A 13,094-nucleotide genomic window follows, 5' to 3' on the forward strand; every position below is an offset into this window, starting at 1 on the left:
GCCTACAAACCGCCCATTTTTTTGTAAAAAATGCGAGGTTACTAGCAAAAACCCTAACGCTCGCCGAACGCCATTCAGCGTCGGCGGGCGCCCTATATTCTGCCCGATAGCGCCACGCCCAGGTACTGGCCGTAGGCACTTTCGGTCAGGCGGAACCACGGCATCTCGCTGTCGCGAAAGCCCATGTAACTATCGTGCATCGCCTGGAACCTGGGGTCTTTGGCGCCTAAATCCTTGTAGACCTGCTGCGTGGTCTCGAACGCCACGTCCATGATGGAGCGCGGAAATGCGCGGATTTGCGCGCCGTTGGCGGCCAGCTGCGCCAGCGCGGCGGGGTTGCGGGCGTCGTAGCGGGCGGTGGCGGCGGCGTGCGCGGCCTGCGCGGCGGCTTCGAGCAGCGCCTGGTAATGCTTGGGCAGCGCGTTCCAGGCCTCTTCGTTGACGTACAGCGAGAGCTGCTCGCCGCCGGCCCACCAGCCGGGTGCGTAGTAATACTTGGCAACTTTATTCAGGCCCAGCTTTTCGTCGTCGTAGGCGCCGGCGCCCGCCACGGCCTGCAGTCCGTTCTTTTCGAAGGCCTCGGCCAGCCCGCCCGGCGCCGGCTGCTGCGGCGCCACGCCCATGCGCTCGAGCACCATGCCGGCCAGGCCGCCGACCTGCATTTTCAGGTCCTTGAGGTCGCCGGGACGCTTGATTTCCTTGACGAACCAGCCGCCCATCTGGGCGCCGGTGTTGCCCAGCGGGAAGTTGATGATCTTCTCGGGCTTGAACAGCTCGCGGGTCAGGCGCAGGCCCTCGCCTTCGCTCATCCAGGCGTTCATCTGGCGCGCGTTCAACCCGAAGGGCACGGCGGCGTCGAAGCAGAATACGGGGTTCTTGGCGTAATAGGCGCGCGACGAGACGTGGCCGCATTCCACCTTTTTTGTGGACACGGCGTCCATCACGTCCGGCGCGGCCACGACCTCGCCTTCGAGAAAGTGGCGGATATTGAATTTGCCGGCGGTGGCCTCGGAGACGTACTTGCAGAAGCGTTCGCCGGTGTCGATGCGCAGGTCCAGGGCCTTGGGAAACCCCGACGCCAGACGCCAGCTGACGGACGGCATGTCCTGGGCGAACGCGGGCGCGCTGATGGCGGCACCGCTTGCGACCGCGCCCAAGCCGGCGCGCTTCAAGAACGAACGTCGTTGCATCTCTTTGCTCCTTTACAGCGACACCTGGGACATCGAGCGATACCCGCCGGATATTACACGCCGAGATGGGGACAGAAAGGAAGGCCTGTTCCGGTAAGGGATTGCAAAGAACAGGCGGCAAAGCAGTTGCGGCGGCGCTCAGATCCCGGCGATGGCCATTTCCTCGATCAGGATCGAGCCGGTGGTCTTGGTGCCGCGCGAAATGGCGTCCGCGCCCACGGCGACGATCTGCTTGAACATGTCGGCCAGGTTGCCCGCGATGGTGACTTCCTGCACCGCGTGCTGGATCTGGCCGTTTTCCACCCAGTAGCCGAAGGCGCCGCGCGAGTAGTCGCCGGTCACGTAGTTGACGCCCTGGCCGATGAGTTCGGTCACCAGGAAGCCCGTGCCCATCTTCTTGAGCATGGCCTCGAAATCGTCGCCGCGCCGGGTGCGCGTGGAGCTGAACACCAGGTTGTGCGAACCGCCGGCGTTGCCGGTGGTGGCCATGCCCAGCTTGCGGGCGGTGTAGGACGACAGGAAGTAGCCTTCCAGCACGCCGGCCGACACCACGTTGCGCCGGCGCGTGCGCACGCCTTCGTCGTCGAAGGGCGAGCTGCCCATGGCGCCGCGGACGTGCGGGTCTTCGGTCAGGTTGATGTGCTCGGGGAAGATGGGCTTGCCCAGCGCGTCCACCAGGAAGCTGGCCTTGCGGTACAGCGCACCGCCATTGGCGGCCTGGGTCAGCGCGCCGACCAGGCCCAGCGCCAGCGGCGCCTCGAACAGGACGGGAAACTTGCCGGTGCGGATGCGGCGGGCCGACAGGCGCGACAGCGTGCGCTCGGCGGCGTAGCGGCCGACGGCCTCGGGCGAGGCCAGCTTGGCCGGGTCGCGCTCGGACGAATACCAGTAGTCGCGCTGCATGCCGTTGCCGCGGCCGGCGATGGGCGCCACCGACAGGCTGTGGCGCGAGTACGGATAGCCGCCCAGGAAGCCACGGGTGTTGCCCATGACGAACTGGCCTTCGTAGGTGCCCACGGTGGCGCCGTCGGTGTTGGTGATGCGGGCGTCGACCTCGCGGGCCGCGCGCTCGGCGCGCAGCGCCAGTTCGGCCGCCTCTTCGGTCGACACGCTCCAGGCGTGGTGGAGGTCCAGGTCGGGGAATTCGGTGGCAAGCTGGTCGGCGTCGGGCAGGCCGGCGGCCGGGTCGGCGGCGGTATGGCGGGCGATGTGCCACGCGGCTTCCACCGTCTGGCGCAGCGCCGCTTCGGAAAAATCGGAAGTCGAGGCCGAACCGCGGCTCTGGCCGGCGTAGACCGTGAGGTCCAGCGAACGGTCGCGGGTCTGCTCCACGGTTTCGATGTCGTTCTTGCGCACGGAAACCGACAGGCCCAGGCTTTCCGAGACTTCCGCCGCGGCGTCCGACGCGCCGATCTGGCGCGCGTAGGCGAGGGTTTGTTCGACGAGTTCGGAAAAACGCGCGTGATTCGCCGCCAGCGGCAAGGATGAGGAAGTTTTAACCATTGCTGTCCAATTTGCAGAGACGGTTATCATAGCCAAGTCTGTCATTGCGCAGTTTTCCATGAATTCCCACCCCGCAGAAGAATCCGCCGGCGACGGCTACGACGAGAACGGCTACGACCGCCCCAGCAAATCCCAGATCAAGCGCGAAATGCACGCCTTGCTGGACCTGGGCAAGCAGCTGATCGAACTGTCGCCCGAGCGCCTCAAGCAATTGCCCCTCGAAGAACGCCTCTACGAGGCGATCCGCATGGCCCAGCGCACCACCGGCCGCGAAGGCAAGCGCCGCCAGGTGCACTTCGTGGGCAAGCTGATGCGCGACGCGCCGGCCGACGAAATCCGCGCCCAGCTCGACATCTGGGAAAACGGCTCGCGCGAGGAAACCGCCGCCATGCACCGGCTGGAAACCCTGCGCGACCGCCTGCTCGACGACGACGACGCCCTGACCCGGCTGCTGAACAACAATCCGCAGGCCGACGCGCAGCAGCTGCGCGCCCTGATCCGCGCCGCGCGCAAGGAGCGGCTGGCCAACGCCTCGCTGCTGCAGGGCCAGGAACCGCAGAAAAAGCACTACCGCGCACTGTTCCAGGCGCTCAAGACCCTTACCCCCTGATTCCCCCGCCGCCGTCCATGAACGCTCCGACCGACCTGCTCGATTGCATCGAGATCGAAACCGCCCCCAACCCCACGCATGCCGTGATCTGGCTGCACGGCCTGGGCGCCGACGGCAACGACTTCGCGCCCATCGTGCCGGAACTGGACCTGCCGGCCGGCGCCGCCGTGCGCTTCGTGTTCCCCAACGCGCCGGTGCAGCGCGTGACCATCAACAACGGCATGGCGATGCGGTCGTGGTACGACATCCTGGTCATGGACCTGGTGCGCGTCGAGGACGGCCGCGGCATCCGCGCCTCCGAAGCCGCGATCCGCAAGCTGATCGCGCGCGAGAACGCCCGCGGCATCCCGACCTCCAAGATCGTGCTGGCCGGCTTCTCGCAAGGCTGCGCCATGACCCTGCACACCGGCCTGCGCCTGCCCGAGAAGCTGGCGGGCATGATGGGCCTGTCGGGCTACCTGCCCCTCATCGACACGGCCGAGGCCGAGCGCGACGGCGCCAACCGGGACACCCCGATTTTCCTGGCCCACGGCCAGTACGACCCGGTCGTGCCGCTGGCCCGCGCCCAGGCTTCGCTGGCCGAACTGCAGCGCCTGGGCTACGACGTGCGCTGGCACACCTACCCCATGCCGCACTCGGTCTGCGCCGAGGAAGTGCGGGATATTTCGGGGTTCTTGAAGGAAGTGCTGGCGTAGGATGGGTGCAGCGCGAGTGTTCTTGGGCAAGAACCCAAATATCGAGCGCGCGTAACCCATCAGGCGGCCCCGGCCGCCGCCTTTCGTGGCCAGCGGCAAACGCCGGCGCCCTCCCATTCTGTATACCAACTGCAATTCAACCCTGAATTCTTCAGGGCTTCTCCCCGCTCGTCCATAGAGAGAAACCACAACACCAAAAGGGCTTGTCGCCTGTTTGTATTGAATATAGTATTCGATCCAAGCCGTATCGGCCCGAGCTTGCAGGTGTTCGGGCTTTCCTGTTGTTGCAGTCGATCCATTCCCTTGGCCGTGTGTTGCGCCGGGTAGCGGCGTGGCATTCAAGACGCAGGAGAAAGTCCCGTGAAATCCTTGCCATCGCCCCGACTGGCGGGCGCGGCGCTGTTCGCGCTGCTCGCCCCCCTGGCCGCCCAGGCCGAAGCCCTCAATCCCCCCGTGAAGGTGCGCTACGAAGAGGTGGTGCGTTCCATCCTCTATGTGCCCAAGTACGTGGCCCTGTCGCAGGGCTACTTCAAGGACGCCGGCCTGGAGGTCTCCATGAAGACCTCGCAGGGCACGGACAAGGGCATGACCGCCCTGCTCTCGGGCAGCGCCGACATCGTGCTGATCGGTCCCGAAGCCTCCATCTACGTGCAGAACAGCGAATCGCCGGTCAAGCCGCGGATCTTCGCCGGGCTGACCGCCACCGACGGCTTCTTCCTGCTGTCGCGCAAGCCGGTGGAGAAGTTCGACTGGTCCATGCTCAAGGGCAAGGAGATCATCGGTTTCCGGCCCGGCTCGAATCCGCTGGTGTTCCTGGAGACGGCGCTGCGCAAGCATGGCGTGGACCCGCAGAAGGACGTCAAGCTGCTGAACAACATCGGCATTCCGGCGCGCGCCGGGGCCTGGATGGCGGGCCAGGGCGAGTACGGCATTTTCCTGGAGCCGGAGGCCGGGGAACTGGTGCGCAATGGCAAGGGTTATATCGTGGCCTCGGTCGGCCATGAAGTGGGCCAGGTGGACTACACCGTGTTCACCGCCACCGACAAATACATCCGCGACAACCCCAAGGTGATACAGGCCTGGACCGACGTGGTGGCGCGCGCCGAGAAATACGTCCAGGACACGCCAGCCGCCGCCCTGACGCCGCAGATCATGAGCTTTTTCCCCGGCATGGACCAGGCCGCGGTGACCGAGGCGATCGAGCGCTACAAGAAGTACCAGATCTGGAAGCGCACGCCGCTGGTGACGGCCGAGGCCATGAACCAGCTTCAGGACATGCTGGTCGCCAGCGCGGTCATGAAGGACGGCGCGCGCGTCAAGTACGAGGACGTGGTGGTGACCGACTTTGCAAGGAAGGCGCAATGATGGGAGCCGTCGTCCACAACCTGAAACCCGGCGCGGCCACCGCGAAGATCGAGCTGCGCGATGTCTGTCTGTCGTACTTCACGCAGGAAGGCGAAACCGAGGCGCTGTCGAACGTGTCGTTCACGCTGGCCGCCGGCGAGTTCGTCAGCCTGATCGGGCAGAGCGGCTGCGGCAAGAGCACCCTGCTGTCGCTGATCGCCGGGCTGATCCCGCCCACCTCCGGCTCGGTGGCGATAGACGGCCAGGCCGTGACCAAACCCAATCCGCGCATCGGCTACATGCTGCAGCAGGACTATCTGTTCGAGTGGCGCACCATCCTCGACAACGTCATGCTCGGCGCCGAGATCCAGGGCCGGCGCGACGCGCGCAGCGAAGCGCGCGCCGTGCACCTGCTGGAGAAATGCGGGCTGGGCGCGTTCCTGTCGCACACGCCGCGCCAGCTGTCGGGCGGCATGCGCCAGCGCGCCGCGCTGGCCCGCACGCTGGTCACCGAGCCCGACGTGATCCTGCTGGACGAGCCCTTCTCCGCGCTGGATTCGCAGACCCGGCTGGCGATCTCCGACGAAGTGGTGGACATCCTGCGCCGCGAAGGCAAGACGGTGGTGCTGGTCACCCACGACATCGGCGAGGCCATCGCGATGACCGACCGCGTCATCGTGCTGTCGCGCCGGCCCGGGCGGCTCAAGAGCCAGTACCGCATCCATTACGAAGGCCAGACGCGGCCGACGCCGTTCCAGGCGCGCTCGCGTCCGGAATTCAACGCCTACTTCAAACAGCTCTGGGACGAGCTGGACGTCCACGTGGAGGGTTGACCCATGAACGCCCCCGTCGCCAATACCGTGCCGCTGCGCGCCGTGCGCGCGCCCAGCGAGAAATACCTGGACTACCTGCGGCGCGACCGCGCGCGCCGCCGCCACATCCGCGTGGCGCAGGTCCTGCTGCTGGCGCTGTTCCTGTGCGCCTGGGAGATCCTGCCGCGCATGCACGTGCTCAACCCCATGCTGACCAGCTATCCCAGCGCGCTGTGGCCCACCTTCATCGAACTGTGGAACAACGGCAACCTGGGCAAGCACATCCTGACCACACTGTCGGCCACGCTGGTGGGCTTCGGCCTGAGCATGCTGATCGGCATCGCGGTGGCGGCGGCGCTGTGGTGGTCGGACTTCCTGTACAAGGTGCTCGACCCGTTCCTGGTGGTGGCCAACGCCATGCCCAAGATCGCGTTCGTGCCGATCTTCTACCTGTGGCTGGGCTCGGACTACGCGGTGTACGGCATGGCCGTGGCGATCGCGGTGTTCGTGACCATCATGGTGGTCTACGCGGGCTTTCGCGGCATCGACCTGAACAAGGTCAAGCTCGCCCACACCTTCGGCGCCAGCCGCTGGCAGGTGCTGACCAAGGTGGTGCTGCCCGGCAGCGTGCCCACGCTGATCGCGGCCGTGAAGATGAACATCGGCCTGGCGCTGGTGGGCGTGATCGTGGGCGAATTCCAGTCGGCCGATTCCGGGCTGGGCTTTCTCATCATGAACGGCAGCCAGATCTTCAAGCTGAATATCGTCATGACCGCGATCGCCGTGCTGGCCGTGATCTCCAGCCTGATGTACCTGGCCGTCTACCGCATCGAAGCCGCCATCGCGCGGCGCTACGGATAAGGAGCCGACATGGAATTCCCGCAGTGGGTGCGCGACCGCGTGGTGGCCCGCCAGGGCTGCCTGCATCCCTACGACGAGCTGCCGGCCTCGCGCCTGGCCGTGGTGGTGATCGACATGCAGCAGTACTTCACGCTGCCCGGCTACCAGGGCGAATGCGCGCCCGCGCGCGAAATCATCAGCCCCATCAACCGCCTGTGCGAAGCGGTCCGCGCCGCCGGCGGCACCATCGTCTGGGTGCAGACCGCGTCCGACAACGCCGATTCGTTCTGGTCGCACCACCACGGCGTGATGCTGACGCCCGAACGCAGCGCCAGGCGCCTGCAGACGCTGCGCCGCGACTCGCCCGGCTTCGCGCTGCACCCGGACTTGCGCGCCCACGATTCGGACCTGCGGGTGGTCAAGCGCTTCTACAGCGCCATGGCGCCGGGATCTTCCGAGCTGGAGCCGCTGCTGCGCGGGCGCGGCGTGGACACCCTGCTGATCGCCGGCACCGTCACCAACGTATGCTGCGAATCCACCGGGCGCGACGCGATGATGCGCGACTTCCGCAGCATCATGATCGACGACGCGCTGGCGGCGGTGACGCCGGCCGAGCACGAGCACGCGCTGCACGGCTGGATCATGTTCTTCGGCGACGTGCTGTCGGTGGACGAGGCCACCGACAGGCTCAGGCCAGGTTGAGCCAGACCCGGCGCATGGTCGGGTCCTCGGGGTCCGCGTCGTTGGTGAAGCCCAGGCTGGTCATCAGCGCCAGCATGGGCCGGTTGCTGGAAAGCACCAGGCCGTCGATGTATTCCAGGCCCTGTTCGCGTGCGGCGTCGATCAGGGCCGTCATGAGCTGACGGCCCAGGCCGCGGCGCTGCCAGTCGTCGCCGATCACCAGCGCGTACTCGGCGCCGCGCCCGTCGGGGTTGCGCAGGTAGTGCGCAAAGCCCACCAGCACCTCCCGCGGATGGCCGCGGTTGGCCGGGTTGGGCACTTGCGTGGCGGCCACCAGCGCCAGTTCGCGGTGGTAATCGACCTGGGTATAGCGCGACAGCATGCGCGGCGTCAGCTCGCGCATCATGGACACGAAACGCATGTAGCGCGAACGCTCGGACAGGCCGCGGATGAACTCCTGCAGCGGCTCGGCGTCCTCGGGCCGGATCGGCCGCAGCACCCAGGGGATGCCGTCGTCGAAGCGGCGCACCTGCACCAGCCGCGCCGGATACGGGTGGATCGCCATATGCGGATAGCCCTCGGCCTGGGGCGAACCACAACCGGGCTTGTCGGTCAGCGTCATGCGCAGGCCGCCGGCGCGCAGATGGGTTTCGCCGGCGTACAGCGGATCGATGTCCAGGGTTTCGATGTCGGGCAGTTCCGAGACCATTTCGGATACCAGCACCAGCGCCTGCTGCAGCGCCTCGGCCGCCATATGGCCGATGCGCGGGGCCAGCACGCGGCGCCAGAGCCGGCTGCGCTCGATCAGCTGGCGCGCCAGGAAGCCGTTGAGCGGCGGCAGGTCCACGCCGCGGTCCGACTGCGACAGCGCCGCGTCCGGCCCGCCCGCGCCGAAACGGATGACCGGGCCGAACTGCGGGTCGCGCCGCACGCGGATCGCCATCGGACGCGATTCGGGCTCGGCCGCCATGATGTCCATGGGCATGTCGCGCAGCGGCACGTAGAACAGCGCCAGCAGCGTGCGGATCTCGGAGCTGGTGAGTTCGCGCCGGCCGTCGGCGCGCACCCGCGCCAGCACCTCGCGCGCGGTGATCAGGTCGGGCACGTGGCTGGCCGGCTCCGGCGGCTGCGTCTGCAGCAGCAGCTGCTGGTTGTAGTGGTGGGTCGCCAGCACGCCGAAGGCGTCCGCGGCCGACTCCGGCGTGCGGAACGCCGGGGTGCCGGCGTCGTCCAGCATGCGCCGCAGCGGCCGCATGCCGGCGTCGCCCATGAAGCACGTCACCACCGGTTTCTTGGCCTTGGGCGCGATCTGCGCCAGTTCGCGCGCCACCGCCTGCATGTCGGCCAGCGCGTCGGGCGCCAGCAGCACCAGCACGCCGTCCACGCCGCTGTCGTCCAGCACCGCGTCCAGCATGGCGCGGATGCGCTCCGGCGTCAGCGGGGTGAAGGTGATGACGGGGTTTCTGGTGGCCGCGTCCGGCTCCAGCATGGCGGCCAGCGCGCGCTGGGTCGCGGGCGCGAACTCGGCGCGCAGCACCGCGGCCTCGGGGCCGATCAGGTCCATGGCCAGCTGGGGCGGGCCGCTGCCGTTGGAGATCAGCGCCACGCGCCGGCCCTTGGGACGGCGCGTGTAGCCCAGCACCTTGACCGCCGAGAACAGCTGCACGAAGTAGCGCACCCGCACCGCGCCCGCGCGGCGCAGGGCGGCGTCGAAAATGGCGTCGCCGCCGTCGGCGTCGGAACGGCCCGCCTTGAGCACGATCACCGGCTTGATCGAGGCGGCCGCGCGCAGCGTGCTCATGAATTCGCGGGCCGGGCCCACGTCTTCCAGATAGAGCACGATGCTGTCGGTGCGCGGGTCGCTGGCCAGATAGTCCAGCACCTTGGGCAGGCCGACCACGGCCTCGTCGCCCAGCGACACGACGGTGGAAAAACCGATGTGCACGTCCTCGGCCCAGTCCATGACCGCGGCCATGATGGAGCGCGACTGCGCCGCGAGCGCCACGCGGCCGGCGCGCGCCAGCACCGGATGCTGGCTGAGATTGAAGCCGGCGTGGGGACGCTGCGCGCCGAAGGAGCGCGGGCCCAGCAGCTCGCAGCGGTTTTCCTCGGCCCAGGCGCGGCACAGCGCCAGCGTGCCGCGCGGATAGGGATCGGGCAGCTCGTGCGGCAGCAGGATCACCGAGCGCGGCGCCAGCGGCGACAGGCGCCGCAGCGTCTCCGGCAGCACGGCCGGCGATACGCAAACCAGGGCCAGATCGGGCCGCTCGCCCGCCGCCAGGCCCTGCAGGGCCGCCGGCAGCTCGGGCGCGGCGCCCGGTTCGCACGCCACCACCGTGGTCCTGGCCTTGAGCGCGGCCGACAGCGAAGCGGCCGCCGGCAGGGGCCGGTCGGCAACGATCACCAGCGAACTGGGCTCGAACATCGGGGCGAGAGCGTGTCGCAGCATAGGGGTCGCGGGCCGGGGCCCAGGGCCTAATCTAAAATACCGTTCATCGTAACAAGACCAGCCCGCCTTGCGCTTGACCCGGGCCAAGCCTGACGCCGTATTGTGGCGCCGCAGCCGCTATCATTGCCATCTATGACTTCCAACGCCTCTTCCCCCATTCGCACCCGTTTCGCGCCCTCGCCCACGGGTTTCCTGCACCTGGGCGGCGCCCGCACGGCGCTGTTCTCCTGGGCCTTCGCGCGCCACCACAAGGGCACCTTCGTGCTGCGCATCGAAGACACGGACGTCGAGCGCTCCACGCCGGAGGCGGTGCAGGCCATCCTGGACAGCATGGAGTGGCTGGGCATGCAGCCCGACGAAGGCCCGTTCTACCAGATGCAGCGCATGGACCGCTACCGCGAAGTGGTCGCGCAGATGCTGGCCGCCGGCACCGCCTACCACTGCTACAGCACGCCCGAGGAAGTGGAAGCCATGCGCGAGGCCGCCCGCGCGCGCGGCGACAAGCCGCGCTACGACGGCACCTGGCGTCCGGAACCCGGCAAGACGCTGCCCGCCATCCCCGAGGGCCGCAAGCCGGTCGTGCGCTTCAAGAACCCGCAGCAAGGCGCCACCTCCTGGAACGACATGGTCAAGGGCACCATCAGCTTCGACAATGCCGAGCTGGACGACCTGATCATCGCGCGCCCGGACGGCACGCCCACCTATAACTTCTGCGTGGTGGTCGACGACTGGGACATGGGCATCACCCACGTGCTGCGCGGCGACGACCACGTCAACAACACCCCGCGCCAGATCAACATCCTGCGCGCGCTGGGGGCCACGCTGCCCGAATACGGCCACGTGCCCATGATCCTGGGCCCGGACGGCGAAAAGCTGTCCAAGCGCCACGGCGCGGTCAACGTGATGGAGTACGACAACGAGGGTTACCTGCCCGAGGCGATGGTCAACTACCTGGCGCGCCTGGGCTGGAGCCACGGCGACGACGAACTGTTCAGCCGCGAGCAGCTGGTGTCGTGGTTCGACGCCAAACACCTGTCCAAGTCGGCCTCGCAGTGGGACCCGAAGAAGCTGAACTGGGTCAACGCCCACTACATCAAGCAGATGGACAACGCCGAACTGGCCGAGCGCGTCGCCCCGCGCGTGGCGAACCGCGGCGGCCATCCGGAGAAGATCGACCTGCCGGGCGTCATGGGCCTGCTCAAGGACCGCGCCGAAACCCTGGAACAGCTGGCCGACGGCGCGATGCTGTTCTGCGCCGAATTCAAGGGCGCGCCGGCCGAACTCGCCGAACAGCACCTGACCGCCGCCGCGCGCGAAGCGCTGGCCGACTTCGCCGCCCGCGCCCAGGACATCGACTGGACCCGCGAGGCCCTGTCGGCGCTGATCAAGGCCGTGCTGGCCGACCGCGGCATGAAGATGCCGCAACTCGCCATCCCGCTGCGCGTGGCCGTCACCGGCCAGACGCAGACGCCGGCCGTGGACGCCGTGCTTGCGCTGCTGGGCAAGCAGGCGGTGTTGAAGCGGCTGGCGGGGATCTGATCGGTTTTTGATTTCGCCGCCTGATGGGTTTCGCGCGGTCGGCGTTGGATTATTTGCGCTGATGGTGCCGCGCTGCACCCATCCTACGATGGCAAGACCGTAGGATGGGTGCAGCGCGAGCGCCTCAACGCAAGAACTCCAATATCGAACGCGCGAAACCCATCAGGCCGCCACGGCCGTCCGCCCCCGCAGCGCCCGCGCGAACCCCATCCCCAGAATCGGCAGCAACAGCGCCGAACCGCCGAACAGGGCGGCCGCGCCCACGCGGTCGAGCAAGGCGCCGGCCAGCGCCACGCCGGCCGCCTACCCCATGAACAGGCAGGACGCGAACCAGGCCACCGCCGTGCCGCGGGCCGACGGCACCATCTGGGTGGCGTTGGTCTGCAAGGTGGCGTGCAGCAGGTAATAGCCGAAGCCGGCCAGCGCGCTGGCCAGCAGGCTCCAGGCCCAGACCGGACCCAGCAGATAGGACAGGAACGCCACGCCCAGGACCAGGCCGCCGGCGATGGCCAGGCCGCGTTCGCCCAGGCGCTTGAGTAGCGGGCCGGCCACCACCGTGTAGGCCAGGCCGCCCACGGCGTAGACCGCCACCAGCGCGCCGGCGGCGGTCAGCGAAATGCCGAAACGTTCATGCAGATAGGCCGGCGCGAAGGCCAGCACGCCGAAGACCAGCAGGCCTTCGATGAAGACGGTGGCCAGCACCACGCGCGCCCACGGCGTGCCCAGCACCAGCCGCGCCTGCGCCACGAAGCTCAGCCGCGCCGCGCCCGGATCGACGCGGCCCAGGCCGGCGGCGCGCTGGCGGCGCACTTCCGCCAGCAGCAGCAGGCCCACTATCAGATAGCCGCAGACCAGCGCCGCGAAGGCCCAGCGCCAGCCCACCGTATCGGCGAAGAGCCCGCTGACCAGCTGGCCGGCCGACATGCCCAGGATGGTGCCGGTCAGAAAGCGCGCCAGGGTCGCCTGGCGGCGCTCGTAAGGCACGTTGTCGCCGATCCAGGCCATGGACAGCGGCACGATGCCGGCCCCGGCCGCGCCGGACAGCACGCGGAAGAACACCAGCACGTCCAGCGAGCGCGCCATCACGGCGCCTGCGCTGCCCAGCGCGCAGGCCAGGGTCGCCACGCTGACGACCCGGTACTTGCCGTAGCGGTCGCCCAGCGGGCCGAAGAACATCTGCAGCACGCCGTAGGCCACCGCGAACGCGGTCACGGCGCGCGCGGCCTGGCCGGTGGTGGTGTCGAATTCCGCCGCCAGCTGCGGCAGCATGGGATCGCAGATACGGAACGCGCTGGCGCTGACGAAGGCGGCCAGCGCAAGCAGCGCGATGGCGCGTGTTTCGGAAGATGGGGCGGACATGGATCGGCGGCGCTGCGGCAAAAGGCGAAGATCGCACCTTACCGCAGCCGGGCCGGCTTGGCGAAGACGCCG

At 68.3% G+C, this 13,094-nt stretch carries 10 protein-coding genes and 1 pseudogene; 7 read left to right on the forward strand and 4 right to left on the reverse strand.

The features are described 5' to 3' along the window. Window positions 1-92 precede the first annotated feature (92 nt). Window positions 93-1,190, reverse strand: a complete 1,098-nt coding sequence (locus tag A6B37_RS20025; RefSeq protein WP_111826730.1) for an ABC transporter substrate-binding protein — start codon at window positions 1,188-1,190, stop codon at window positions 93-95. Window positions 1,191-1,328: 138 nt separating this feature from the next. Next, entirely contained in the window at window positions 1,329-2,693 is a 1,365-nt protein-coding gene (gene pmbA, locus A6B37_RS20030; protein WP_111826731.1) for a metalloprotease PmbA, read from the reverse strand. Between the two features lie 58 nt (window positions 2,694-2,751). On the opposite strand from pmbA, the gene yjgA reads away from it, so the two are divergent. From yjgA to A6B37_RS20060, 6 genes are all read left to right on the forward strand, one after another. Beyond that, complete coding sequence (yjgA, locus tag A6B37_RS20035) at window positions 2,752-3,303, forward strand: ribosome biogenesis factor YjgA (protein ID WP_111826732.1); 552 nt, start codon at window positions 2,752-2,754, stop codon at window positions 3,301-3,303. Between the two features lie 17 nt (window positions 3,304-3,320). Next, entirely contained in the window at window positions 3,321-3,998 is a 678-nt protein-coding gene (locus tag A6B37_RS20040) for an alpha/beta hydrolase (protein WP_102775789.1), read from the forward strand. Window positions 3,999-4,358: 360 nt separating this feature from the next. After that, window positions 4,359-5,363, forward strand: a complete 1,005-nt coding sequence (locus A6B37_RS20045) for an ABC transporter substrate-binding protein (RefSeq protein WP_111826733.1) — start codon at window positions 4,359-4,361, stop codon at window positions 5,361-5,363. Beyond that, window positions 5,363-6,175 carry an ABC transporter ATP-binding protein gene (locus A6B37_RS20050; RefSeq protein WP_102775882.1) on the forward strand — a complete coding sequence of 271 codons (813 nt, stop codon included), beginning with the start codon at window positions 5,363-5,365 and terminating at the stop codon, window positions 6,173-6,175. Before A6B37_RS20045 ends, A6B37_RS20050 begins: the two co-directional genes overlap by 1 nt. Before the next feature lie 3 nt (window positions 6,176-6,178). Continuing rightward, window positions 6,179-7,015 carry an ABC transporter permease gene (locus tag A6B37_RS20055; protein WP_102775787.1) on the forward strand — a complete coding sequence of 279 codons (837 nt, stop codon included), beginning with the start codon at window positions 6,179-6,181 and terminating at the stop codon, window positions 7,013-7,015. A gap of 9 nt (window positions 7,016-7,024) precedes the next feature. Further along, window positions 7,025-7,696, forward strand: coding sequence for an isochorismatase family cysteine hydrolase (locus tag A6B37_RS20060; RefSeq protein ID WP_111826734.1), 672 nt, complete (start codon window positions 7,025-7,027; stop codon window positions 7,694-7,696). Here the strand turns inward: A6B37_RS20060 and A6B37_RS20065 are convergent. Then, the gene (locus A6B37_RS20065; protein WP_111826735.1) at window positions 7,683-10,124 is read right to left on the reverse strand and encodes a GNAT family N-acetyltransferase; all 2,442 of its coding nucleotides are present in this window, start codon (window positions 10,122-10,124) and stop codon (window positions 7,683-7,685) included. The genes A6B37_RS20060 and A6B37_RS20065 overlap by 14 nt on opposite strands. A 132-nt stretch (window positions 10,125-10,256) precedes the next feature. Between A6B37_RS20065 and gltX the strand changes: the two genes are divergently transcribed. Beyond that, on the forward strand, window positions 10,257-11,663 hold the full coding sequence (gene gltX / locus A6B37_RS20070) for a glutamate--tRNA ligase (RefSeq protein WP_111826736.1): 1,407 nt from the start codon (window positions 10,257-10,259) through the stop codon (window positions 11,661-11,663). A gap of 162 nt (window positions 11,664-11,825) precedes the next feature. On the opposite strand, the pseudogene A6B37_RS20075 reads toward gltX, so the two are convergent. Next, window positions 11,826-13,022, reverse strand: a pseudogene (locus tag A6B37_RS20075) (MFS transporter). Between the last annotated feature and the right edge of the window lie 72 nt (window positions 13,023-13,094).

The sequence above is a fragment of the Achromobacter sp. HZ01 genome (genome assembly GCF_003267925.1).
Classification (GTDB): domain Bacteria; phylum Pseudomonadota; class Gammaproteobacteria; order Burkholderiales; family Burkholderiaceae_B; genus Achromobacter; species Achromobacter pulmonis_A.

Bases quoted from the DNA above. Each gene is read 5' to 3' on its own strand.
- pmbA (WP_111826731.1), bottom strand. From the start codon at position 2,693: ATGGTTAAAACTTCCTCATCCTTGCCGCTGGCGGCGAATCACGCGCGT.
- A6B37_RS20055 (WP_102775787.1), top strand. From the start codon at position 6,179: ATGAACGCCCCCGTCGCCAATACCGTGCCGCTGCGCGCCGTGCGCGCG.
- A6B37_RS20025 (WP_111826730.1), bottom strand. From the start codon at position 1,190: ATGCAACGACGTTCGTTCTTGAAGCGCGCCGGCTTGGGCGCGGTCGCA.
- A6B37_RS20040 (WP_102775789.1), top strand. From the start codon at position 3,321: ATGAACGCTCCGACCGACCTGCTCGATTGCATCGAGATCGAAACCGCC.
- A6B37_RS20065 (WP_111826735.1), bottom strand. From the start codon at position 10,124: ATGCTGCGACACGCTCTCGCCCCGATGTTCGAGCCCAGTTCGCTGGTG.
- yjgA (WP_111826732.1), top strand. From the start codon at position 2,752: ATGAATTCCCACCCCGCAGAAGAATCCGCCGGCGACGGCTACGACGAG.
- A6B37_RS20050 (WP_102775882.1), top strand. From the start codon at position 5,363: ATGGGAGCCGTCGTCCACAACCTGAAACCCGGCGCGGCCACCGCGAAG.
- A6B37_RS20060 (WP_111826734.1), top strand. From the start codon at position 7,025: ATGGAATTCCCGCAGTGGGTGCGCGACCGCGTGGTGGCCCGCCAGGGC.
- gltX (WP_111826736.1), top strand. From the start codon at position 10,257: ATGACTTCCAACGCCTCTTCCCCCATTCGCACCCGTTTCGCGCCCTCG.